This window comes from Streptomyces argenteolus (assembly GCF_042902585.1).
Taxonomy (GTDB): Bacteria; Actinomycetota; Actinomycetes; order Streptomycetales; family Streptomycetaceae; genus Streptomyces; species Streptomyces argenteolus.
In genome coordinates this window covers 192,448-213,116 of the sequence record NZ_JBIBEG010000002.1, presented here as the reverse complement: position 1 = coordinate 213,116, position 20,669 = coordinate 192,448, and the positions used below count along the sequence as shown (strand labels likewise).

Here is a 20,669-nt window from a genome sequence, read left to right as displayed (position 1 = left end):
CGCGCGCCTCCCTGTCGCGGAGAGCGTTCAGGCTCCTTCCCCGCCGCTGCGTCCCGTGTAGAACGCCACGGTCAAGTCTCTGACCAGGGCCTTGTGTTCGTAGGCGTCGAGCTCGACGATGCCGCGCGCGGTCAGCCGGCCCACGGTGTCGTCCACCGCGTCCACGACCGAGCTCAGCACGCCGTCGCGGTGCTTGGCGTCGAGGGCCGCCACCCGGCACCGCTGCATCGCCGCAGCGACCTCGGGGGCGTACTCGATGGCGGTCGGCTGCGCGGAGTACACCTCGATGCCCACCGGCACGCAGTCCGCCTTCAGCATCCGGGTCAGCGCGTTCCCCACCGCCTCGGCGTCGCGCAGGGTGTGGGTGTCCTCGTGGAAGGCGTCGGCGGGGAGCTGGGAGAGCACCCGGGCCAGCGCCGCCTCGACCTGGTCACGCAGATAGCACTCGTGGTCCGCGACCCCGAGGGTGGCCCGCGCGGTGTCCTTCACCCGCCACACCACGAGCACGACCGCCCGCAGCGCGGTGCCGTTCGCGTCCACGGCGGGAAGCGGGTCACTGCGCCAGTGCCGCAGCCGCACGTCGACGCGGCGGCGCAGCAGGAGCGGCGAGATCCACAGCAGGCCGGTGCGCCGGACGCTGCCCCGGTACTCGCCGAAGAGCGTCAGCACCGAGGCGTGCCCGGCCCGGCCCCGCCCGAGACCGCCGAGCGCGAACAGCACCAGGGTCACCAGCAGCGCGAACAGCGCCCAGGTCCCGATGCCGATGCCCTCGTACGGGCGCGTCCCGAGTCCGAGCCGGGCGGTCACGGCGGCGGGCAGCACACCCTGCCACGCCAGCGCGGCGAGCCCGGCGGCCGTCCCCAGCGCCGCGGTCAGGAGCGCGACCCAGCCGGGCAGCACGGGTCCGGGCCGTTCGGCGAGCCGGGGGTCCGCGAGCGGCGCGGGCCTGGTGGAGGTCTCCGCCTGGGGGGAGCGCGGCAGGGGCGGGCGCCGGGCACCGGGCCGCCGGGTGAAGGCGGTCCCTGTCAGGGGGACGGCGCCTCCCCGGGCGGTGGACCCACCGGTCCCGTCGCCGCCACGGTCCTCGTCGCGGAAGAGCAGGTGCACGGGGATGGGGGCGGTGGTCTCGGTGGTGATGACGGGCTGCCTGCGACCGGCACCCCACCAGGCCACGGGGTCCGCGGCGCCCACCCCGATGGTCACCGGGGCACGCTCCTCCCCGGCCGGGAGCCGCGTGCGGAGGCCGGGTCCGCCGGGCTCGCTCATCCGGCCCGCCGGGACGTCGTCCTCGCTCCGGCCGTCGACCACCGCGCCGGGGGTCTCGTCCAGGGACACGAGAGGGAAGTCGCCCACGGGCACGGCGGCCCGGCCCACCTCGGCCACCGCGTCCAGAGCCGGACCGAGGTCCGGCGGGATGTCCTCGGCCTCCTCCCGGGCGACCTCCACCCGAACCGCACCCGTCCCCACCGCGTCCACCCGATCCCCGTCCGGCACGGGCTCCTCAGCCCGAGGCACCTCCGCAGGGGTCGCGTACGCCGGGGGCACGTCCGGCAGGGGAACCTCCGTCCGGGCTGCCTCCGTCCGCAGCGCGTACGCCGGGGACGCGTCCTCCTGGAACACCCCCTTCCGGGGCGCGCCCACCGGCTGCTCACCCACGCGAGACACCTCCGTGGAAAGCTCCTCCGCCGGGTCCGCGTCCTCCCGGACCGCGTCCGTCGGGAGCCCGCCCGCCGACTGCCCGTCCTCCTGGGACACCTGCGCCCGAAACGTGTCCTCCCGGGGCGGGTCCCCCGGGAGAGCCCGCACCGGCATCTCTCCCGTGAGCGCTTCCGCCGCGAGCACCTCCCCCGGGAACGGCTCCCGGGGCGGGTACGCCTCGGCGGACAGCTCCTCGGCGTACGGCTCCCCGGCGTACGGCTCCTCGGCCGGCTGCGCCGCGGAAGGCGCCGCCGCCGGGCGCGGCCTCTCGGACTCAGGCACGGGCACGGCGTCCGGCCCGGTCGTCTCCACCGGTCCCGGCGCCGCCGCCCCGGGCACCTCCGTCACGAACACCCCCGGCACCTCGCCGGGCACACCCCCCGAGCCCGGCCCGGGCAGGACCACCCGCGCGTCCCGCTCGCCCAGCTCGTCCCACTCGCCCCGTACGTTCTCCGTGGATCGCATTCCCGCCTCCGTCATGTCCGTTACGTCGTTGCAGCCGTCACGCGAAGAGCCGTCGCCATGTCTCCGGCCCCGGGTATCCGTCGGCCGCGCTCCCGCTCCAGCCCTGGGCCTTCTGGAAGGCCTCGACGTTGCGGCGGTCGGCCTCCGTCCAGCGCGGGCCGGGGCCCGTCACGTAGTGCCTGCCGTATCCCTTCTTCACCAGCTGGGTCCCGAGCTTCTGGACGTGGCTGCTGGACTTCCCCGGGGCGAAGTAGCTCCTGCCGGGGTACGGCACGGCCCCGTTCGAGCCGGTGCCGGTCCCGGCGGCGGGGATCGCGCGGCCGGTGCCCTTGACCAGCAGGCTCCAGGTGCCCGGGCCCGGGATGCCGTCCGCCTCCTTGCCCTTCCACCCCTGCGCCAGCTGGAAGGCCTGCGTCGCCCGCTTGTCCGCGTCGCTCCAGCGCGGCCCCGCGCCGTCTTTGTAGAAGCGCTTGCCGCCCTGGGCGATGAGCATCTGCCCGAGCCGGGTCACATGCGCGTTGTCCGCGCCGGGCCCGAACTTCGTGGCGCCCGGGAAGGCGGTGGCCGTGCCGCCCACGTCGCTCCCGCTGACCACGCCCTTGTAGCGATAGGCCACGTACTTGGAGGAGTTGCTCCAGTACGCCATCGGCGTCGTCGCCTTGCGCGCGTGCGGGCGGGTCTGCTCGTACGCGACGTAGTGGGTGTGCGTGTGGTCGCTCCAGCCCCCGAAGATCGTGACGTGCGACCCCACGGCCGGGTCGGCCAGGTTGTGGAAGAGCAGGATGTCGCCGGGCTGCAGATCGGCGCGGGCGATCTTCGTGCCGAAGGTGGCGAGACTGCCGGTCCATTCGTTGGCCGCGAGGTTCCAGGCCATGGACACGAAGCCGGAGCAGTCCTGCCGGTATCCGTCCGACCAGTACGCCGTCATGTCGTACGGGACCTTCGCCGTCACCCACGTCTTGGCGCGGTTGATGATGTCGGCCCGCGTCGTCGTGCGCAGCGCCGAGCCGGAGTCGGCCGGCGGCCCCGAGGACCCGCCGTTGTTCAAGGGCCCGGCCTGCCCCTGCGGCGTGACCGGCTGGGGGTCGGCCGCCGTGTCCGCGCGGCCCTTCGCCCCGGCCGCGGTCGCTGCGGCCTGCCCCGCGCCGCAGGACAGCACCACACCCGCCGCGGTGACCAGCACCAGCGCGCGCCGCGCGCCGCGCGCGGCCGGATGTCCGCCGTGGCGCGCGGGCAGCGCCGCGGCCGTGCGCCGTCGCCGGGCGCAGCCCGGACAGCCGCAGTCGGCAGCGGGCTCGTACTCCTCGAAGACCGGCACAGTCATGCGGCTCCTCTTCCCCTCGGCGGTCGTCCAGATCGTCCGTGCGTCAACGTTCCCGACATATCTCATGGTGACGGACTAAAGGGAAAAAACGACCATCCGACAGGCCGTGCCGGAGAGGAATTGGTCAGGAGCACACCCGCCCATCGGGTAATGTTCTCCAGGTCAGCAGGCGCCGTTAGCTCAGTTGGTTAGAGCAGCTGACTCTTAATCAGCGGGTCCGGGGTTCGAGTCCCTGACGGCGCACGCATGAGAGAGGCCCCTTCACCGAGTGTGAAGGGGCCTCTTCCATGTCCGCTCGGCGCACAGGCCCCCCCCGGGCGCCCTTCGCCGCCTCCGTGCGCCGCCTCCATCGAAAGCACGCACATCGCACATATGCCTGGTAACCACCAGGTTTCACCCTTGCTCTCATGCCGCGTATCGGACAACCTGACCAGGTGTCGTCCGGGGACCGACGGAACTCCCGGCCGGGGGGAAGCGGGTTCGGCCGCCTCACGGGGGTGGGGAACCCGCTCGGATACACGCACGTGAAAGTCACGCAGCGTCGCTGCGTGTGGGGGACCATGACGTCGACGCCGTCAGGCGACCGGCAGCACGACGACCCCGCCCGGACGGTGCGGCTGCGGTTACCTCCGCAGCCGGGCGGTCGAGGCGGCGGCCCCAGGCCCCGCCCCGCTGCGACTACGAGCACCACAGCCGGCTCGCCGGGCCTCCGACCCAGCCGGAAGCCGGCCGGCCCTACACGGTGCGCTACCGCTCGCTCCCTGTCGCAGGAGACGCACCGGATACGCGCGGCCCTGCTGCTGGGGGCCGCACCGCTCGTCTCGCTGGGCCTCTGCTGGACGAGGGCGACGACCCCGCCGTGAAGGAGGTCTGCTCCCGCCTCCGGGTGCACCACTTCTCCCGCAAGGGCGTGGCCCGCTGGAACCCCCTTGTGCCGCCGTAACGGTCGAAATCCATCCTGGCACAGCGGGAGGGGCCCCGGACGCTCCCGCACGGATCCGGACATCCTGCCGGAAAACCTCCGGCCTGCGCGGCTCGTCCCCCTACAGTGGCCAGTCGGCACGACGATCCGACCTCCCGCGCCGTACCCCCGCTACTCCCGCAGCCGGGGCCGCCGCGGTCGAGGGCCGGCCCGGCCGGCGGCTCCGAGGGGAGCGGCCGGCCGGGCCGGGCTGTGACGCCGGCGCTGCCGGGGCGACTCAGGCGCCGCTCCGCGCGCCGTCCTTCTCCGCCGTGAGGTACGCCGAGACCACGACGTTGGCCGTGTACGCGTGGGACGCGCGGTCGTACGTGCCACCGCAGGTGATCAGCCGGAGCTCGGCCCGGCCGTCCTCGCGCTGTCCGTACGCCTTCTGCGCGTCGAAGCGTGCCCGGGTGAAGACCTGGACGTCGTCGATGGTGAATTCGGCGATCTTGCCGTCGGACCTGCTCACCCGGACCTTCTCACCCGGCCGGGCCGCGCTGAGTCCGTAGAAGACGGCGGGCTTCGTCTCGGTGTCGACGTGACCGACGAAGAGCGCGGCGCCCTCCGTCCCGGGCTCGGCGCCCTGGCCGTACCACCCGACCGCTCCCGGTGCCGAGAACGGCGGGGGCTCGATGGCCCCCTCGTCGTCCAGTCCGCGCCGCACGATCTTCGCGTCGATCCCGATGGAGGGGATCTCCACGCGCTGCGGCGCGGCCCCGTCGAGCGGGTCGTGGGGAGGGGGCAGTGGTGCGCCCAGGGGGCGCCCGACCGCCGCGACGTCACCGGTCGTCGGGGCCGAGTTGCCGGCGGTGGCCGCGCGGCCCCACAGCCACAGTCCCAGCAGGAGGACGGCCCACGCGACACCGGTGAGCAGACGTCCTGTTCCCGCGGGACGGTCAGGGGCGGACATGTCAGCCCTGCGCCGCGCGGCGGCGCCGCACGCTGCGGAACGCCACGGCCACGGCCGCGACGGCGCCCAGGCCGAGCCCGATCACCGCGTGCCGGGTGCCGGGGCCCTCGTCGGCGGCCTCCTCGGCGAGCACCGCCGTGCCGCCGCCACCCGCTCGTACCGGGGCGATGGGCGAGGGCCTGCTGTGGTGGACGACGGTGACCGTGCCGGTGGCCTTGCCGTGGCCGTCCTTGCAGGTCACCCAGACCTCGTAGTCGTCGGGTGCGGCGTCGGAGCGGATCCGGGCACGGGCGACGAGGTCCTTGCCGTCGCCCCGCTCGAAGCGGGCCTCGGAGTCGAACGCCTCGGAGTTGCCCCGGGCCGACCTGCCCTTGCCGCAGATGTCGACCCGGAGTTCCACCTCCCCGCCGGGGGAGACCCTGGACGGGCTGACGGAGACCGTCCCCGAGTGCTTCTCTTCCCTGGAGTCGTCGCTCTTCGATTCGGCCAGGGCGGCGGACGCGGGAAAGGCTATCGTCGCGGCCGCCACTGCGGCACAGAATGTGATGGGCAGTGAACGCATCGTAAACCTCCTAGGGGAAGGTTCACGCTCCGGGCGGCATCCCGCATCCGCTGTAGCCCGGTCGGGTTACGTGGCGGGCAGGTCGACCAGCTCGACCAGGTCGGCGATCGAGTCGACGACCGTGGAGGGCCGGAAGGGGTAGCGGTCCATGTCGTCCACCGTGGTGAGGCCGGTGAGGACCAGGAAGGTCTGCATCCCCGCCTCCAGCCCCGCCAGCACGTCGGTGTCCATCCGGTCGCCGATCATGGCGGAGGTCTCGGAGTGGGCGCCGATGGCGTTGAGCCCGGTGCGCATCATCAGGGGGTTGGGCTTGCCCGCGAAGTAGGGCGACTTGCCGGTGGCCTTGGTGATCAGCGCGGCGACCGAGCCGGTGGCCGGCAGCGGGCCCTCGGCGGAGGGACCGGTCTCGTCGGGGTTGGTGCAGATGAAGCGGGCGCCCCCGTTGATCAGCCGGATCGCCTTGGTGAGCGCCTCGAAGCTGTAGGTCCGGGTCTCGCCGAGAACGACGTAGTCCGGCTCGTGGTCGGTGAGGACGTATCCGATGTCGTGCAGCGCGGTGGTGAGGCCGGCCTCACCGATGACATACGCCGTACCGCGCGGGCGCTGGTCGTCCAGGAACTGGGCGGTGGCCAGGGCGGAGGTCCAGATGTTCTCCACGGGCACGTCCAGACCCATGCGCTTGAGGCGCGCGTGCAGGTCGCGGGCGGTGTAGATGGAGTTGTTGGTGAGGACCAGGAAGGGCAGACCGGAGTCCCGCAGCCGCTTGATGAAGGCATCGGCCCCGGGGATCGGCGTGCCCTCGTGGATGAGGACGCCGTCCATGTCGGTCAGCCAGGACTCGATCGGCTTGCGCTCTGCCATGTGACGGGCTCCTGCCGTACGCGCTGTGCACTCTGCGTGCTGGACGCCGGCGGCACCGCGTTGTGCAGCGCCGACACCCTGATCTTAGGCAGCCCGCCCTGGCCGGTGGAACCTGCCGGAGGCCTCCGGCTCGCCGACGGGGTGTCAGTCCCGTACGCGGCGGATCCTGCGGGCACCCGCCAGTGCCGCCACACCGCCGACGAGCAGGACACCGGAGGCGATCCCGGCCGCTGCGGCCTGGTCGTCCCGGCCGGTGCGGGCCAGTTCGGGGTCCCCCGCTCCGGTCCGCGTACCGTCCTCCTCCCCGGTCTCCCCGGTGCTCTTCCCCGGCCCGGTGGGCTCCAGGTCGCTGCCTCCGTCGGGGTCCCCCTCGACGATGTCGAAGGTGTAGTCCTCGGACTCCCCCACCCAGTCGCCGTCGCCGTCCCGCTTCTCCCCCGCCGGCAGCCGCTGCACGACGGCCGCGTTGACCGTGACCCGGTTGGGCTCGGTGTCCGAGGTGAAGCCCATGCGGATCTCGACGGTGACGGTGCCGAGCGCGGGCACCGTGAAGCCGGGGAAGTCGCCGTCCTCGCCGTCGAAGACCCCGATCTGCTCGTGCCGCTCCGTGGTCTCCCAGCTGACCCGGTGCCGGGTGTCCGGATCGGACCGCTCGGAGAACTCCAGCTGGATGCGCGCGGGGGTGAGGGTGCGGTCCTCGTCGGTGAGCACCAGCACGGGATGGATGGCCCGGCAGCGCTCGGAGGTGGTGTTGGTGAGGTCGAGGTACCAGACGCCGTACCCGCCGCCGGAGGCGTACGTGTCCGGGCCGCCGTGGATGCGGGTCTCGATCGGGAAGCGCTCGGCGTCCGGCTCACCGCATCCGGGCCGCCGGTCGTCGGCGACGACGGCGGTGAGGGCCGCCGGTGCGGCATCCGCCTGGGCGCCGGCGAGGAGGACGGCGGGTACGGCGAATCCGGCCGCCAGCCCGAACGTCCCGAGGGTGGAGAAGACGCGGCCGTCGCGCGGCCGTACGGGGGGTTTGGGGGCCATCGGAGAACACCCTTCGCTGCTCGCGAACGACCGGCGCGGAGAGCCGCCGGCTGCCGCGGACGACGCTGTCACGCGCGCGCGGGTGCGGCCACCTCCGGCCGCCGGACACCGCCCGTTCGAGCGCGGTGATCCGCCCGATCAGCTCTGCCCGTCCCACTCCCCCGCCTCGCCCGCCCGGCCGAAGAGCGGTGCCAGCACGAGCTGCGCCGCCCCTTCGGCGACGGGCCGGTCCCCACCGCCGGCGACGGTCACGGGTACGGCCGCGGGGACCCCCTCCCGCCGGGCGCGCTCCTCCACGACCTCGCGGACCCCGCTCAGATAGGCGTGCTCGTGCGCGGCCACGGTCCGCCCGCCGAGGACGACCCGGTCGATGTCCAGCAGTCCGACGAGGTTGGCGACTCCCGCCCCGAGGACCCGGGCCGCCTCCGCCACGTCCCCCCGCGCGACGGCGCTCAGGCAGAGCGCCTCGATGCAGCCGCGCCCGCCGCAGCCGCACGGGGGGCCGTCCAGCTGGAGGGTCTGGTGGCCGAACTCCCCGGCGCCGGTCCTGGCTCCTCGGTGCAGGGCGCCGCCGAGGACGAGTCCGGCTCCCAGACCGGTGCCCAGGTGGAGGTAGGCGAAGTCGGCGTCGGCGCGTTCCCGCAGGGCGAGGCCGAGGGCGGCGGCGTTGGTGTCCTTGTCGAGGACGACGGGCAGCCCGGTGTGCGCGGCGAGGGCTTCGCGCAGCGGATAGCCGTCCCACTGCGGGAAGCCGGTGACCCGGTGCAGGACCCCGCTGCGGTGGTCCAGCGGGCCGGGCAGGGCGGCGCCCACGCCGAAGACCTGGCGGTCCCCGGTCCGGGGGGCGGCGGCCCGTACCGTCTTCACCGCGTGGGCCGCGGTCGCCAGCACGTCGGCGGCCGGGGCTCCGAGGTCCAGCGGGAAGGCGCGGGTCGCGACCGTGGTCCCTGCGAGGTCGGCCAGGACGGCGGTGAGTTCGTCGCGGTCCAGGTGGAGCCCGACCGCGTATCCGGCGTCCGGGACGAGCCGCAGGACGGTACGGGGCTTGCCGCCGGTGGAGGCGAGGCGGCCGGCTTCGGCGGCCAGACCCTCCGCGCGGAGCCGGGCGGTGATCTTGCTGACGGCCTGCGGGGTGAGGCCGGTGCGCTCGGCGAGCTCCAGCCGGCTGATGCCCTGCTCACCGGCCACGCGCAGCAGGTCGAGGACGAGCGAGGCGTTGTGGTGGCGCAGGGCAGGGAGGTTCGCCCCGCCGCTCCTGCTGGTGCTCCTGTTCACGGCACCATTGTCCCCCTCGCTTGCACTTTGGCAACAGCGTTGCTTAAGTGGTCCGCATGACTGCCACCGCTCCTCTCCGCGTCGGGCTCGTCGGCTACGGCCTCGCGGGCTCCGTCTTCCACGCCCCGCTGATCTCCGCGACCGAGGGCCTCGTCCTGGACACGGTCGTCACGTCGAACGAGGAGCGGCAGGCTCAGGCCCGCGCCGAGTTCCCCGGCGTCCGGTGCGTCGCGTCGGCCGACGAGCTGTGGCCGCGCGCGGGCGAGCTGGACCTGATCGTGATCGCCTCGCCGAACAAGACCCACGTGCGGCTCGCCAGGACCGCCCTGGAGGCGGGTCTGCCGGTGGTCGTGGACAAGCCGCTCGCCGGCACCGCGGCGGAGGCCCGCGAGCTGGCGGCCCTGGCGAAGGAGCGCGGGCTGCTGCTCTCGGTCTTCCAGAACCGTCGCTGGGACAACGACTTCCTCACGCTGGCCGCTCTGATCGAGGAGGGCGAGCTCGGCGAGGTCCTGCGCTTCGAGTCCCGCTTCGAGCGGTGGCGTCCGCAGCTGAAGGGCGGCTGGCGCGAGTCGGGCGACCCGGACGAGATCGGCGGCCTGCTCTACGACCTGGGCAGCCATGTCGTGGACCAGGCGCTCACCCTGTTCGGCCCCGCGGTGCAGGTGTACGCGGAGTCCGACGTACGCCGCCCGGGTGCGGCGGCCGACGACGACACCTTCATCGCGATCACCCACGCCAACGGGGTGCGCTCGCATCTGTACGCCTCGGCCGTCACCGCGCAGCTCGGCCCGCGCTTCCGGGTGCTCGGCTCGCACGCGGGCTACGTGAAGTACGGCCTGGACCCCCAGGAGGCCGCCCTCCGCGAGGGTTCGCGCCCGGTGGCCGGGGTGCCGTGGGGCGAGGAGCCGGAGCAGCTCTGGGGCCGGATCGGTTCCGGCGAGTCACCGCTGACCGGGGGCGGCGACCCGGTCCGCACGCTGCCGGGCGACTACCCGGCGTACTACGCGGCCGTCGCCTCGGCCGTGCGCGGCGAGGGCGAGAACCCGGTGACGGCCCTCCAGGCCGCCGCCGCGCTGGACGTCCTGGAGGCGGCGCGGCGCTCCGCCCGCGAGGGCGTGTCGGTCACCCTGATCCCCCACCACGACGAGGAGCAGCACGCATGAGCCCCAGCGCTCCGACCATCTCCGAGCTGATCGCGCAGGAGCGGCGGCTGACGCTGCCCCGCTTCGGCTACGACGACGCCTACGCGCTGGGCGGCCTGCTGGTCGCACTGGCCCGCGAGCGGCACGCCCCGGTGGCGATCGACATCCGGCGGGGCGGCCAGCAGCTGTTCCACGCCGCGCTGCCCGGGTCGAGCGCCGACAACGACGCCTGGATCGACCGCAAGCGACGGGTGGTGGAGCGGTACGGCGAGAGCTCCTACCTGGTCGGCACGCGGTTCCGGGCGAAGGGCACCACCTTCGAGGAGTCCTCGCGGCTCGACCTGGACACCTATGCCGCGCACGGGGGCTCCTTCCCCATCGCGGTGGAGGGCGCGGGCGTGATCGGCTCGGTCACGGTCTCGGGGCTGCCCCAGGCGGAGGACCACGCCCTGGTCGTCGAGGCGCTGGAGCAGTTCACCGCCAAGCCCTGAGCGGCGGACGCCGGAAGCGGGGGCGGTCCGCCGGTTCCGGCGGGCCGCCCCCGCTTCCGTCACTGCCTGGCGTCAGGCGTCCTTGAGCTCCTGGCGCTGGCGTCCGAGTCCTTCGACCTCCAGCTCCACGACGTCCCCGGCGCGGAGGTACGGCTTCGGCTCGGGGTGGCCCATGGCCACGCCGGCGGGGGTGCCGGTGTTGACGACGTCGCCGGGGTAGAGCGTCATGAAGTGGCTGAGGTAGCGCACGACCTCCCCGACGGGGAAGATCTGCTGGGCCGTCGTCCCGTCCTGCTTCAGCTCGCCGTTGACCCACAGCCGCAGCGCGAGCGCCTGCGGGTCGGGCACCTCGTCCGCGGTGACGAGCCAGGGCCCGAGCGGGTTGAAGGTCTCGCAGTTCTTGCCCTTGTCCCAGGTCCCGCCGCGCTCGATCTGGAACGCGCGCTCGGAGACGTCGTGCGCGGTCGCGTACCCCGCGACGTGCCCGAGCGCCTCCTCCGCGGAGTCCAGGTAGCGGGCGGTGCGGCCGATCACCACGGCGAGCTCGACTTCCCAGTCCGTCTTCCGGCTGCCGCGCGGCACGAGCACGGTGTCCTCGGGCCCGACGACGGTGTCGGGTGCCTTGAAGAACAGGATCGGCTCGTCCGGGATCGCGGCCCCGGTCTCGGCGGCGTGGTCGTGGTAGTTCAGCCCGATGCACACGATCTTGCCGATCCGGCCGAGGGGCGGCCCGATCCGCAGGCCCTCCGCGTCGAGCGGGGGCAGAACGTCGGGCGTCTGGGCCGCCTCCCGCACCCGGGCCAGCGCGGAGGCGTCGGCCAGGAGCTCGCCGTCGATGTCGGTGACGAGGCCCGAGAGGTCCCGCAAGGTCCCGTTACGGTCAAGCAGCGCGGGGCGTTCCGAGCCCGTCGTACCCACTCGAAGAAGCTTCAACGGTCCATCTCCCCTTGGTCGAGATCCAGCCCGTCGGTGGGTTGCGGCCAGCGAAAGGCTTGGCCGATCCTCCAAGACATCGGATCACTCCGCAAGACCCTGTTCACACACTGGACCCGGGAGACCCTAGAGGGCGGGCGCCAGCGCGGACTCGGCAGCCGGGGTGTCCCGGTAGAGGAAGGCGCGTTCGACCGCGGTCCAGGTGGTGCTGGTGACGATGTACAGCGCGGCGGCGAGCGGCACGAAGGCCACGGAGAAGAGGGTGAGGAAGGACATCAGCGGCATGACCTTCGTCATCGCGCCCATGCCGGGAACGGGCTGCCCGTCCGGGCCGGTGGCCGGGGTCACCGGGTTCGCCGCCAGCTGCCGCTTGGTGCGCCCGTAGTTGAAGGTGGCGACGGCGGCGACGATCGCGAAGAGCGCGAGGTAGACGAGCCCCTGCGCACCGAACGGCCCCCCGTCGGCCAGCGCGTCGTGCCACCGCTCGCCGAGGGGGGCCCCGAAGAGCTCGTGGCCCAGCAGCGAGTTGGGGTCGCCTCCGATCTTCTGGCTGGAGAAGAGGTGGTAGAGCAGGAAGAACGCGGGCATCTGGAGCAGGCTCGGCAGGCAGCCGGAGAGGGGTGAGACCTTCTCCTTCGCGTGGAGCTCCATGAGCGCCTTCTGCATCCGGTCGGGGTTCTTGGCGTGCTTCTTGCGCAGCTCGGCGATCTGCGGCTGGAGCCGGGTGCGGGCCTTCTGCCCGCGCGCCGCCGCCCGCGACAGGGGGTGGACCGCCAGCCGCACGAGAGCGGTGAACAGGACGATCGCGGCGGCGGTGGACGCGCTCTGGAAGAAGGGCTGGAGCAGGTCGGCGAACGCGCCGACCAGGCTCGCGAAAGCGGACATGAATGCGGACATGGGTGAGCCCTCCGGGGGTCTCGTCGTGCCGGGAAGTGGTGAACTCGGCAGGACGACCCACGCAGGGGGCGGGGAGAAAAAGGCGCCCTCTACGCGGCCGTCAGGAGGGCGGAGCCGGGCGCTCGGGGCCTGGTGCGGCCACGGGCGTCGGGGTCCCGTTGCGGGAGGAACGCGGTGCGCTTCTCCCGGTCGCGGATGGCGGTGCGCACCTTCGTGCGCGGCACGGGGCAGGCGCAGCGCGCGCTCATGACGGAGCAGGCGAGGAGCGCCGAGCCGGCGGCAGCGGTGGCGGCCAGCGCGACCGCGGCGGAGAGGCTGCCGCCCTCGGCGAGCAGCACCTCGGTGAGGAAGAGGACGAGGAAGGCGGCGGGGCGGAACAGGCGGGCGACCGCTCGGCGTACGCGGTTCACGGCGTCGTCCATCGGCCCTCCCCCTTCGCGTTTCGCCCGATTGTGTCCTTCAGCCGTTATACACGATCGGCGTCCAAGGGCTGAAGGAGCCGACGCGGGGCGAGCAGTGCCCGGCTGACGGGGTCCTCGGGAGCGGGGTCGAGCCCGGGGCCCGGGCGCATCTCCACGTCCTCGGGAGGTACGCCGATGCCGCAGGCCGGGCACTGCCCGTAGGCCCCGAGCTCCGCGCCGCACGCGGCGTGGAGGAAGAGGCGCTTGGGGAGGGTGCCCTCGATGTGCTCGCGGCCCCAGAGGCCGAGGGAGCGGACGGTGGGCCAGAGCGCCTTCCCGCTGTCGGTCAGCACGTACTCGTCGCGCGGGGGCGACTCCTGGTAGCGCCGCCGGGCCAGGACCCCGGCTTCCGTGAGCGCCTGGAGGCGCGAGGCGAGGACGGCCCGCGGGATGCCGAGGTGCGCGAGGAAGTCGTTGTAGCGGCGCACGCCGTAGAAGGCGTCCCGCACGACGAGGAGGGTCCACCGCTCGCCGACCACTTCGAGTGCGCGGGCGATGGAGCACTGCTGTGCCGCGTAGTCCTTGCCGAGAGCCATGACCCCACCCTACTCCCCAGGTTCGGTGAACGAACCTACTCGTGGTAGCGTGCCACGCCTCAGGTTCATTCACCGAACCTTGAAAGGCCCGGGCGTCGGAACGGGCCCTGCCCGGAGGGACGTCATGACCCAGCAGCCCGTACAGAGCGGCCCGGCCCCCGTGCGGCGGCCCGCCCGCCCCCACCCCGCCCCTCACCGGCCCGGCGCGACCCTCGCCGTGACGAGCGCCGCCACCACCGTCGCGCTGATGAACTACACCGCGCCCATGGCGGCGCTCCCGGCCCTGTCCGACGCCTTCGCGACTCCGCCCGCCGCCCAGGCCTGGCTGCTCAACGGGGCGCCGCTCGGCCTCGCGGTCCTGCTGCTCGTCGCCGGAAGCCTCGCCGACGACTTCGGGCGCCGCAGGCTGTTCCTCATCGGTACCCTCGGCCTCGGCGTCACCACCGCGCTCGCCGCCCTCGCCACGGGCACCCTCGGATTCACCCTGGCCCGCGCGGGCCAGGGAGCCGCGAGTGCGGCGATCCTGGCCACCAGCCTCGGCCTGCTGGTGGACGCCTATCCGGTGGGCCACGCACGGATCAGGGCGATGGGGGTGTGGGGGGCCTTCGTCAGCGCGGGGATCGCGCTCGGCCCGCTGCTGTCGAGCTCGCTCGGGGCCCTCGACTGGCGCCTGACCTATCTCGCCCTGGGCCTCGGCGCGCTCGTCACGGCCGCCTTCGCCCCGCGCACGCTGCGGGAGTCCCGGGCTCCCCGCCCCGGGCGCCCCGACCTGGCGGGCGCCGCCGTGCTCGGGCTGGCGATGACCGCACTGCTGACGGCCCTGACGATCGGCCGGGACGGCTGGCTGCGCGCCCCGGTCGGACTGCTGCTGTTCGCGGCGCTCGCCCTGACCGCCGTGTTCGCGATGGTGGAGCGGCGGGCGGCAGCCCCGCTGATCGCCCTGCCGCTGCTGCGCAGCCGCGCCTTCCTGGCGGCGTCGGCGGGCGGCCTGTTCACCGGGCTCTCGGTGATCGGCCTGTTCAGCTATCTGCCGACGCTGCTCCAGCACTCCCTCTCCCTCTCGGCGCTCGACTCCGCGTGGCTGTTCCTGCTCTGGTCCGGCACCTCGTTCGTGGTGGCGCTCCAGTCCAGGCGGCTGGCCGGCCGGGTGGCCGCCCGTCACCAGCTGGCGGCCGGCTTCGCGCTCCACGCGGTCGCGCTGCTCCCGATGCTCGGGACCCTGAGCGGCACCGGGGGTGCGGGGGCGTCGGTGTGGGCGCGGCTCGTCCCCGCCCTCGTCGCGGCGGGCGCCGGCAGCGGTCTGCTCAACGCGGCGCTGCCGCGCCTCGCGGTGGAGTCCGTGCCCCCGGAGCGCGCCGCCATGGGATCGGGGGCCAACAACACGGCCCGCTACCTCGGCTCGTCGGCGGGCGTCGCCCTGACGATCGCGGTGGCGACGACCCCGGCGGGCGCGGACGGGGCGATCCTGCTCTCCGCGGGCCTGGCCGCGGCGGCGACGCTGGGCGTCCTCTTCCTACGCGACCGCTGAGGACGCGGCACCGGGGGGCCCGCCCAGCGGGGGGCACCTCCCCCTGAGGGCCTCCCGCACCGCCTCTCGGTGCGGGGCCACCCGGGGCGAGGGCCTCCCGCGCCGCCCTCCGCCCGGCGGGGCCTCCCACGGCCGGAGGCCTCTCACCCGGCCGCCCGGTGGCTCCTCCGGGACTCGACCCCGCTCCCTCTCACCTCGCCCCCGTGCCGCAGTACCGTGTGGCCATGCGCCCCGACACGCCTGCCGACCACATCACCGAAGCCGAGCGCCTGCTGCGCACCGCGGCGCAGTACCCCGAGGACCACGAACCGCTGTTCCTCCAGGCCGCGGCCCATCTGGAACTTGCCGGTGAGCGCCCCCGCGCCACCACCCTCTACGACGAACTGCTCGGATCGCCCGACATCGAGGTCGAGAACCCCCATCTGGTCAAAGCCCTCAAAGCGGCCAACCTCTGGGAGTACGGCCACGAGGCCGAGGCCCGCGCGATCATCGACGGCCTCCGCGTCGCGGCGCCGCTCGAAGCGGCCCCCTGGGAGATCGCCGCGGAGACCCTCGAAGCGCACGACGAGCTGGAGTCGGCCCACGACTTCTTCTCGACCGCGCTGTCCCTGCTGATCAGCCCCGGCGAGGAAGTCCCGTACGCCACACAGTCGTTGCTGATCGGCCGGCACCGGGTGCGCCGGCTGATGGGCGTGGCCCACGACGCGTGGGACGAGCTGGCCGACGCCCTGCACACCGCCGCCGTACCCCTCGACGAGCTGCACGACCCGAAGCGCCTGTGGTCGCTCGGCTCCTCCGACCCGGGCGAGCTCCGGGCCGAGATCAGCCGCCTCCGCGCCGAACTGGGCACCTACCGGACGGCGTTGTCCCGGCCGTTCCCCGTCGCGGTGCTGCACTGGCCCGAGGACGAGCTGCGTGAACTCCTCGCGGCCTACCCGGAGCTGGCCCAGGAATACGTCTCGCACGAGGACCATCTGGCGCGTCTGGAGGCCGCGTTGAGGGACCTGCACGCGGCGGGCACGCCGAATCTCGGGATCGTGACGGGCACGGTGCCGTCGTACGAGGCGTTCGCCGCGTCGGAGGCCGCCTCCCCGTCCGACCCCGACCTCCTCCCCCAGTACGCCACGACCCTGGCGGCCCGTGGTCGCGCCGTCCCCTGGCCGCCGGCCCGCAGCGCGGCCTGCTGGTGCGGCTCGGAGCGCTCGTACCGGGACTGCCACGGCGCCGCCTGACCGGCGGGACCGGTGCGCCGGGGGTCGGGCGCCCGGCTCCGGGACGCACCCCACGGCCCGGGCCTGCGGCCGGCCGGGCCCCGTGCCCCGGCCGGCCGCCCTGGTCACCGCCCCGCGAACACGTCCCGCAGCTCGTCGTCGAGCCGGGCGGCGGCCTCGGCGGTGTCGGGCCTCCCGGCGGCCAGCAGCTCGTGGACCCGGGACTGCAACACCTGGGTGAACGCGCCGTAGTACGGGGTGCGCGGTCGCTGCACCGCCTCGTCCAGCACCGCGCCGAGCGTCCGGATGTACGCCGCCCGGGCCGCCGCCCCCTGTTCCTTCGGTGCGCCCTCCCCCGGAGCCCCCGAGCCCGCCGCCTTCGGCGCGTCACCGGCCGGGCGGAGCGCGGCGGCGACGCGGGGCCAGCAGGGCGCGCGGGCGCTCGTGTACGAGGAGGCGCGGGTCGCCGCGAACCCCGCGTCGAGCAGGCAGCTCTCGCTCTTCCGGGACGTCAGGAAGGTGATGAGCGCGCGGGCGTCCGCGGCGCGGGAGGAGTCGGCGGTGACGGCGAGGTTCTGCCCGCCGAGGACCGACTTGCCCGGCAGCCGGTTCACGGAGTACTCCAGCGGCTGCATGAGGTGGCCCAGCGCCTTGTACACGTAGGGCCAGTGGCGCAGGAAGGCCGCGCGCCCCTCGGCGAAGTCGGTCAGGGACGCCGTCTCGTCAGAGGTGGGCGCGGCGGGCTGCACCCGCCCCCGCTCCACGCGGTCGAGGAGTTCGTCGAGCCCCTTCTTCAGCTCGCCGGCGTCGGAGACGTAGCGCCCTTCTCCGTCGGTGAGCTCGACGCCCACACTCGCGAACGCCTCGATGGTGTTGACGGTCAGCCCCTCGTACTGCTTCAGCTGGGTGGTCCAGCCGGCCCGGTCGGCGGGGCGGACGGGGTTCACCCCAAGGGTCTTGACGGAGGAGTAGAGCTGGTCCCAGGTCCACTTGGCGGTGGGCTGCTTGTCCGCCTTCATGTCGGCCTTCGCCATCAGGTCGGGCCGGTAGTAGAGCAGCCCCACGTCGGTGTTGAACGGGCGGGCGTAGGAGCGGCCCTTCCAGACCGTGGTGGCGTGGACCTCCCGGATGACGTCGAGCTCGTCCTCGGCGGCGGCGCCGGTGGGCGTGCCCGTGGCGGGCATCGGGCGGATGAGCCCGGCTTCGGCGAACTCGGGTATCCAGGTGATGTCGAGGTTCACCACGTCGTAGCGTGCGCTGCCCGACTGGAGGGCGCCGAGGAGCTGGCTGCGCTGCTGGTCGGCGCCGCCCGGCAGTTCGACGAGCTTGGCCTGCCGGGCCGGTGAGCCGGCGTGCTGCCGGTTCCACTCCTCGACGAGCTGCTGCCGCACGCTGCCCGAACCGGTCACGTCGAGCCCGCTGGCGACGATGATCGGCCCCTTCGGCGCTCCGTCCGGATCGGCCGGCGGCGGCGTGCCGTCGGGTCCCGTACACGCGGCGCAGGCGAGCGCGAGCAGGCAGCCGAGGGCGACGGCCGCCCTCGTCCGGCGGCGCTCACGCCGGTCTCCCCAGGTCATTCCGCGTCCCCCGTACCGGTCTTGGCGACCTCGGCCGCCAGCTCGGCCGCGATGTCGTCGGCCGGGTCCAGGCAGCGCCCGCCGCTCGCCGTGGCGAGCCGCTCGCCGAACCGGCCATCGGCGCAGGCGCCGTTCTGCAGCGAGACGGTCACGATCCGCACGAGCGGCTCCTCGCCGGCCTCCGCGACCAGCTGCTTCTGCTGTGCCTGACCGACGTCCTCGAAGTCCTCGCCGTCGGTGACCAGGACGAGGAGGCGCGGCTGTTCCTCCTCGTCGCGCCCGGCGCGCAGGGTGGCCAGCGCCCCCTTCAGGCTCTCCGCCACGCGGGCGTCGTGGGCGACGGCGCGGGCACCGGCGACGTCATTCTGCGCCGTGGCCCGGGTGTGCGGCCCGAAGGGCACGGCGTCCGTGGCCGCCTTGCCCTCGGCGACGGCCATCAGCCGCACGCCGTACGCGTCCCCGGCGCCCAGCGAGCTCATCGAGCGCGCCACCAGGTCCTTGGCGCGGCCGGAGCCGTCCCAGAGCCGCTCGGCCGCCACCGAGGTGGAGTTGTCCAGCAGATACATCACCCGGCCGGGGCCGAGCGCCTCCCGGTAGTCCTTCAGGGTGTCGCCCAGCGAGGCGGTCACGTCGGTGACCGTGCCGGTCGCGGGCACCGCTTCGCGGACGGCCGACGTGTTGTCCTCGGAGCCGAGCACCGAGTCGTCACCGGGCCGGGCGGGACCGCCCTTGTCCACACCCCGGAAGCCGTCGTCGGTGAAGCACTTCTGCGCGTCGGGGTCCGTGGCGAGCCAGTCGTAGAAGTCCTGGACGGCGTCCTGCCTGGCCGCGGCGTCCCGGTCGGCCCCCTGCCAGGTGACCCGGACGAAGGGCAGGTCGAGCATCGGCACGTCGGAGGGGTAGTGGGCGACGCGGTGCGCCAGCGCCTCCGTCGCGCAGGCGGGCCGCCCGGGCCGGCCCGCCGCCAGATTGAACTGCGCCAGTGTCTGCTCCGGTACGAGCACCGCGGCCCGGTCCTCCAGGGTGTTGTGGGTGCCGTCCGCCAGCGCGCACATGAGTTCCCGCGCGGTCGAGGGCATGGGGCGGATCGCCGCTGCCATGTTCCGTTCGAGCGTGGAGGCGGGCTGGGCTCCGGGGGCCGCGTAGAGGGCGTCGGTGGCGAGCAGGGCGCCCTCGGTGGCCTCCGGGTCGGGTCGCAGGATCGTGACCGCGCCCGGCTGGGCGGCCTCCAGCCCGGAGATGATCGCGCCGAGCGGATCGTCGGTCTGAAGGGACTGCGCGAGGATCATGGTGTCGGGCACGCCGAGGACCATCGGCGTGTACGCGACGGAGCCCAGCCGGTCGAGTTCCACCACGCTCCGGGCCGTGTCCGCCACGGTGTCCGCCGTCCCCGCGCCGGCCGCGCCTGTGCCGCCGTCGCTCTCACCCTCGGCCGTCGCCCGCTGCCAGGCGCTTCCGGCGGCCGGTATCCAGATGTCGGGCTGTGCGCCGACGTCCCGCTGGGGTTGCGGGCAGTCGCCGGAGACGGGGCAGGCGGCGGGCTCCTGCCAGAGCGAGGAGGACCGGAAGGCCGCGACGGCGTCGGCCGCCTCGGCGTCGTACACGTTGATGCCGACCGTCCGGCACCCGTCGCCGTCCCGCTTCGGGTAGGCATCGGCGGCCTTCTGCACGGTGGGCCGCAGGTCGGGGTCGGTGAGCACGCGCAGTTCCAGGGGCGAGGCGCAGACCACGTCGTCCGAGGAGCGCAGGACGTACCACAGCCCCGCCCCCGTCAGCACGAGAACACCCGCCAGGACGAGGGCGGTCACACGGTTCAGGGAGCGGCGGGGTACGGGCAGCAGGCGGCGCGCGAAGGCCGGCAGAACCGGCCTCGTCCACCCCTTCGACCGCCGCCCGGGGGCGCGGTTCGCGGGGCCCTTCGCGTGCCCCTGCGGGAGTCGCGGTCCGGGTGCCACCGGCTGGGGCGTGACCGGCGGCGCCGGGGGACGCGGCGCCGCGTCCGTGGCGAGCGCGAGCACCACGTCGTCGCCGTGGCGCAGTTCGTCCGGGATCCAGGGGTGGCCGTCGATGGCCTTCAGCGCCGCCATCTCGTCGCGTATCCCGGCGACGAGCCGGGTGAAGGTGACGGGTTCGCCCTCGCTCGTGGTCAGCAGCCGGTGCAGGGCGGCCGTGAACTCCGTACCGGTACGGGGGTCGCCGGGCGGGATCTCCACCCCTGGCTCCGCCGCGGTGAGCAGGGCGAAGTTCTGCCCGGCGGCGGGGCTGAAGGCCCCCAGGGCGTTCCCGGCGAAGCAGCAGTCGAGGATGACGACGACCCAGTCGGCGCCGGCGTTGCGCAGCTCCGGCATGACGTCGTCCCGCCAGGAGAGGGTGTCGACGAAGGGATGACGCCGGTCCCTCGTGACCCGTGAGTCGGTGAACATCAGGTTGAGGTCGCTGCCGTCCGGGCGCACGATGCCGTGGCCCGCGAAGTAGACGACGAGCAGCCCGGTCACCTCGTCGCGGGCGGCGCTCAGCGCGGCGCGCACCTGGAGCGGGCCGACGCGTGCCCCGCCGCCGTTCCCCCGGGCGACGGTGTCCGTCAGGGCGGCTGACGGCACGCCCACGTCCGGGATGACGACGAGGTCCTCCGGGCCGAGCACGCCGGTGCGTTCGGCCGTCAGGGCCTCCCGCATGAGGCGGAGGTTGGTCGCGACGGCCGGAAGGTCGTTACGGGTCCCCGTGTAGCGCTCGACCCCGATGAGCAGGGCCCTGTGCCGCTTGGCTGCGTTCTCCCGGCCGCGCGCGTCGTACGGCGGCACG

At 74.2% G+C, this 20,669-nt stretch carries 17 protein-coding genes, 1 tRNA gene and 1 pseudogene; 6 read left to right on the top strand and 13 right to left on the bottom strand.

The window, feature by feature from the left end:
• Positions 1-27 precede the first annotated feature (27 nt).
• Both ACFY8O_RS07610 and ACFY8O_RS07605 read right to left on the bottom strand, forming a co-directional pair.
• Entirely contained in the window at positions 28-2,163 is a 2,136-nt protein-coding gene (locus ACFY8O_RS07610) for an SPFH domain-containing protein (protein ID WP_387899875.1), read from the bottom strand.
• Between the two features lie 37 nt (positions 2,164-2,200).
• On the bottom strand, positions 2,201-3,487 hold the full coding sequence (locus ACFY8O_RS07605) for a peptidoglycan-binding protein (protein WP_387899873.1): 1,287 nt from the start codon (positions 3,485-3,487) through the stop codon (positions 2,201-2,203).
• 169 nt (positions 3,488-3,656) lie between these two features.
• Between ACFY8O_RS07605 and ACFY8O_RS07600 the strand changes: the two genes are divergently transcribed.
• Both ACFY8O_RS07600 and ACFY8O_RS07595 read left to right on the top strand, forming a co-directional pair.
• Positions 3,657-3,730, top strand: a tRNA-Lys gene (locus ACFY8O_RS07600).
• Positions 3,731-4,047: 317 nt separating this feature from the next.
• Positions 4,048-4,412 (top strand): annotated as a pseudogene (locus ACFY8O_RS07595) (hypothetical protein); the annotation flags it as partial.
• Between the two features lie 274 nt (positions 4,413-4,686).
• Here ACFY8O_RS07595 and ACFY8O_RS07590 read toward each other — a convergent pair.
• The 5 genes from ACFY8O_RS07590 to ACFY8O_RS07570 all read right to left on the bottom strand — a co-directional run bounded on the left by ACFY8O_RS07590 (position 4,687) and on the right by ACFY8O_RS07570 (position 9,091).
• Positions 4,687-5,361 carry a class F sortase gene (locus ACFY8O_RS07590; RefSeq protein WP_145801335.1) on the bottom strand — a complete coding sequence of 225 codons (675 nt, stop codon included), beginning with the start codon at positions 5,359-5,361 and terminating at the stop codon, positions 4,687-4,689.
• Position 5,362: 1 nt separating this feature from the next.
• Entirely contained in the window at positions 5,363-5,923 is a 561-nt protein-coding gene (locus tag ACFY8O_RS07585) for a hypothetical protein (protein ID WP_387899871.1), read from the bottom strand.
• A 66-nt stretch (positions 5,924-5,989) separates the two neighbouring features.
• Positions 5,990-6,784 (bottom strand): HAD-IIA family hydrolase, encoded by a 795-nt coding sequence (locus tag ACFY8O_RS07580; RefSeq protein ID WP_145801333.1) that lies wholly within the window; start codon positions 6,782-6,784, stop codon positions 5,990-5,992.
• Between the two features lie 144 nt (positions 6,785-6,928).
• Positions 6,929-7,816, bottom strand: coding sequence for a hypothetical protein (locus ACFY8O_RS07575; protein ID WP_387899869.1), 888 nt, complete (start codon positions 7,814-7,816; stop codon positions 6,929-6,931).
• Positions 7,817-7,954: 138 nt separating this feature from the next.
• Positions 7,955-9,091 carry an ROK family transcriptional regulator gene (locus ACFY8O_RS07570; RefSeq protein WP_387899868.1) on the bottom strand — a complete coding sequence of 379 codons (1,137 nt, stop codon included), beginning with the start codon at positions 9,089-9,091 and terminating at the stop codon, positions 7,955-7,957.
• Between the two features lie 56 nt (positions 9,092-9,147).
• Between ACFY8O_RS07570 and ACFY8O_RS07565 the strand changes: the two genes are divergently transcribed.
• Entirely contained in the window at positions 9,148-10,254 is a 1,107-nt protein-coding gene (locus ACFY8O_RS07565; protein ID WP_387899866.1) for a Gfo/Idh/MocA family oxidoreductase, read from the top strand.
• Positions 10,251-10,724 (top strand): heme-degrading domain-containing protein, encoded by a 474-nt coding sequence (locus ACFY8O_RS07560; protein ID WP_145801328.1) that lies wholly within the window; start codon positions 10,251-10,253, stop codon positions 10,722-10,724. Before ACFY8O_RS07565 ends, ACFY8O_RS07560 begins: the two co-directional genes overlap by 4 nt.
• Before the next feature lie 72 nt (positions 10,725-10,796).
• Here ACFY8O_RS07560 and ACFY8O_RS07555 read toward each other — a convergent pair whose 3' ends face one another.
• The 4 genes from ACFY8O_RS07555 to ACFY8O_RS07540 form a co-directional block, all read right to left on the bottom strand.
• Positions 10,797-11,657 (bottom strand): fumarylacetoacetate hydrolase family protein, encoded by an 861-nt coding sequence (locus tag ACFY8O_RS07555; RefSeq protein ID WP_387899864.1) that lies wholly within the window; start codon positions 11,655-11,657, stop codon positions 10,797-10,799.
• 126 nt (positions 11,658-11,783) lie between these two features.
• A complete protein-coding gene (locus tag ACFY8O_RS07550) occupies positions 11,784-12,554 on the bottom strand; it encodes a YidC/Oxa1 family membrane protein insertase (RefSeq protein WP_145801326.1) in 771 nt (256 codons plus the stop codon).
• A gap of 89 nt (positions 12,555-12,643) precedes the next feature.
• Positions 12,644-12,976: a DUF6412 domain-containing protein gene (locus ACFY8O_RS07545; protein ID WP_145801325.1), complete on the bottom strand. Its 333-nt coding sequence runs from the start codon at positions 12,974-12,976 to the stop codon at positions 12,644-12,646.
• A 44-nt stretch (positions 12,977-13,020) separates the two neighbouring features.
• Positions 13,021-13,551: a winged helix-turn-helix transcriptional regulator gene (locus ACFY8O_RS07540; RefSeq protein ID WP_387899861.1), complete on the bottom strand. Its 531-nt coding sequence runs from the start codon at positions 13,549-13,551 to the stop codon at positions 13,021-13,023.
• A 124-nt stretch (positions 13,552-13,675) separates the two neighbouring features.
• Here ACFY8O_RS07540 and ACFY8O_RS07535 point away from each other — a divergent pair, with 124 nt between their 5' ends.
• Together ACFY8O_RS07535 and ACFY8O_RS07530 are read left to right on the top strand one after the other, a co-directional pair.
• Positions 13,676-15,079 (top strand): MFS transporter, encoded by a 1,404-nt coding sequence (locus tag ACFY8O_RS07535; protein WP_387899859.1) that lies wholly within the window; start codon positions 13,676-13,678, stop codon positions 15,077-15,079.
• A 224-nt stretch (positions 15,080-15,303) separates the two neighbouring features.
• Entirely contained in the window at positions 15,304-16,311 is a 1,008-nt protein-coding gene (locus ACFY8O_RS07530; RefSeq protein WP_387899858.1) for an SEC-C domain-containing protein, read from the top strand.
• 104 nt (positions 16,312-16,415) lie between these two features.
• Here the strand turns inward: ACFY8O_RS07530 and ACFY8O_RS07525 are convergent, their stop codons facing one another.
• Positions 16,416-17,867 (bottom strand): extracellular solute-binding protein, encoded by a 1,452-nt coding sequence (locus ACFY8O_RS07525; protein WP_387899856.1) that lies wholly within the window; start codon positions 17,865-17,867, stop codon positions 16,416-16,418.
• Positions 17,864-20,668 carry a substrate-binding domain-containing protein gene (locus tag ACFY8O_RS07520; RefSeq protein ID WP_387899854.1) on the bottom strand — a complete coding sequence of 935 codons (2,805 nt, stop codon included), beginning with the start codon at positions 20,666-20,668 and terminating at the stop codon, positions 17,864-17,866. The genes ACFY8O_RS07525 and ACFY8O_RS07520 overlap by 4 nt, the downstream gene beginning before the upstream one ends.
• Position 20,669 lies beyond the last annotated feature (1 nt).

Excerpts from the sequence above, each read along its gene's own strand:
- ACFY8O_RS07610 (WP_387899875.1), bottom strand. The coding sequence starts at position 2,163 with ATGCGATCCACGGAGAACGTACGGGGCGAGTGGGACGAGCTGGGCGAG.
- ACFY8O_RS07535 (WP_387899859.1), top strand. The coding sequence starts at position 13,676 with ATGACCCAGCAGCCCGTACAGAGCGGCCCGGCCCCCGTGCGGCGGCCC.
- ACFY8O_RS07580 (WP_145801333.1), bottom strand. The coding sequence starts at position 6,784 with ATGGCAGAGCGCAAGCCGATCGAGTCCTGGCTGACCGACATGGACGGC.
- ACFY8O_RS07590 (WP_145801335.1), bottom strand. The coding sequence starts at position 5,361 with ATGTCCGCCCCTGACCGTCCCGCGGGAACAGGACGTCTGCTCACCGGT.
- ACFY8O_RS07605 (WP_387899873.1), bottom strand. The coding sequence starts at position 3,487 with ATGACTGTGCCGGTCTTCGAGGAGTACGAGCCCGCTGCCGACTGCGGC.
- ACFY8O_RS07565 (WP_387899866.1), top strand. The coding sequence starts at position 9,148 with ATGACTGCCACCGCTCCTCTCCGCGTCGGGCTCGTCGGCTACGGCCTC.
- ACFY8O_RS07550 (WP_145801326.1), bottom strand. The coding sequence starts at position 12,554 with ATGTCCGCATTCATGTCCGCTTTCGCGAGCCTGGTCGGCGCGTTCGCC.
- ACFY8O_RS07525 (WP_387899856.1), bottom strand. The coding sequence starts at position 17,867 with ATGACCTGGGGAGACCGGCGTGAGCGCCGCCGGACGAGGGCGGCCGTC.
- ACFY8O_RS07545 (WP_145801325.1), bottom strand. The coding sequence starts at position 12,976 with ATGGACGACGCCGTGAACCGCGTACGCCGAGCGGTCGCCCGCCTGTTC.
- ACFY8O_RS07575 (WP_387899869.1), bottom strand. The coding sequence starts at position 7,816 with ATGGCCCCCAAACCCCCCGTACGGCCGCGCGACGGCCGCGTCTTCTCC.
- ACFY8O_RS07585 (WP_387899871.1), bottom strand. The coding sequence starts at position 5,923 with ATGCGTTCACTGCCCATCACATTCTGTGCCGCAGTGGCGGCCGCGACG.
- ACFY8O_RS07530 (WP_387899858.1), top strand. The coding sequence starts at position 15,304 with ATGCGCCCCGACACGCCTGCCGACCACATCACCGAAGCCGAGCGCCTG.
- ACFY8O_RS07540 (WP_387899861.1), bottom strand. The coding sequence starts at position 13,551 with ATGGCTCTCGGCAAGGACTACGCGGCACAGCAGTGCTCCATCGCCCGC.
- ACFY8O_RS07560 (WP_145801328.1), top strand. The coding sequence starts at position 10,251 with ATGAGCCCCAGCGCTCCGACCATCTCCGAGCTGATCGCGCAGGAGCGG.